General features: G+C 37.7%; 2 protein-coding genes. Both read left to right on the top strand.

The window, feature by feature from the left end:
- Nucleotides 1-231, top strand: a 231-nt coding sequence (locus LRL21_RS44655; protein WP_240422194.1) for an RHS repeat domain-containing protein, incomplete at its 5' end; no start/stop codon positions are given.
- 438 nt (nt 232-669) lie between these two features.
- A partial coding sequence (locus LRL21_RS44650) for an RHS repeat domain-containing protein (RefSeq protein WP_240422193.1) occupies nt 670-1,169 on the top strand: 500 nt, incomplete at its 3' end.

Genomic DNA, 1,169 nt, shown 5'->3' with positions numbered 1-1,169 from the left:
GGGAGTAAAGTGGTGACCTTCACGACGGGATCGAAAAACAAATACCGGTTACTCTGGGGAATGAATCAGGGTGGAGGGTTGTCGATTGATGATATCCAGGTTACGAAGGTTCATAGTTACTTTTATGATTGTTCCAATCAGCTTCAATCTGTAAATTCAGACTCAGGCACTAAAATAAAATTCGAATACGATAACAATGGTAATTTAGTGAAGAGATTGATAGAAAAATAAATAACGACTACCAATTAAACTGGGGGAATGCACTATGGAGGAGCTGTGCTCATAGATGATATTCAAGTATTAAGGGATGGATACGAACCCAAAACGTAACGTAACCAGGGTGATGCGATGATGGCTGTGCTGCTGAGCATACATCAGCCGATTAGAAGCAAGTCCGGGAGTCTCAGAAATCAGTGAAGTGGTCGACGGTGGAACATCAGAATCAAAGGCCCAGAAAATCAAATTTGAAGTCTACATCTTTAATTGATTTCATGAAAGCGCTAAAGAGAATATGTCAAATCGATCAACTCATTTTTTGAAATAGCAAATTTCCTTAACTGCCTCTAGCGTAATAATCACAGTATATTTACACTTATCCAAAATGATTTATGCTTTACTGGCATATACAAAATTATCATTCATTATTAGTAACTCAGGAGGCTTTTAATTGTGAAACGAATATGTTTGCATCTTTTAATTATGTATTTTATGGTAATATTCCTTTCAAGTTTAGCAATGGCAGAATCGAAATATAATTATGATTCTAATGGAATTTTAACTGATTCAATATCCTCACTGGGTTCTATTAATTATTCATACGATGCCAATGGGAATTTATTAAGTGTCAGAAAAAGTGATAATTTATTAACTAATGGATCATTTGAAACATATCAAGGAAGTAACGGGGTGGCAAACAAGTGGGAAGAGTATAAGTGGGGGGCAAACGGCAGCTATGAAGTAAGTCCAATATCAGCGAGCGAACATGCGCAAAAGATCATCGGATCAGGAATTGCGGCCAATGGCGCGGTGGGGGTCGTTCAAACAATCAGTGCCGAACCTAATAAAAAGTTCCACGTCAGCGGGAGTTTTAATATCGTTCAACTGTCAAATGCGAAAATACAATTGTACGTGGATTTTTATAACTCGACGATGTTCACCGGTGCAAGTGT

The organism is Paenibacillus periandrae (assembly GCF_022458865.1).
GTDB classification, from domain to species: domain Bacteria; phylum Bacillota; class Bacilli; order Paenibacillales; family NBRC-103111; genus Paenibacillus_S; species Paenibacillus_S periandrae.
Note: the sequence above shows the minus strand (reverse complement) of the source record. Positions and strands in the feature narration are given on the sequence as shown.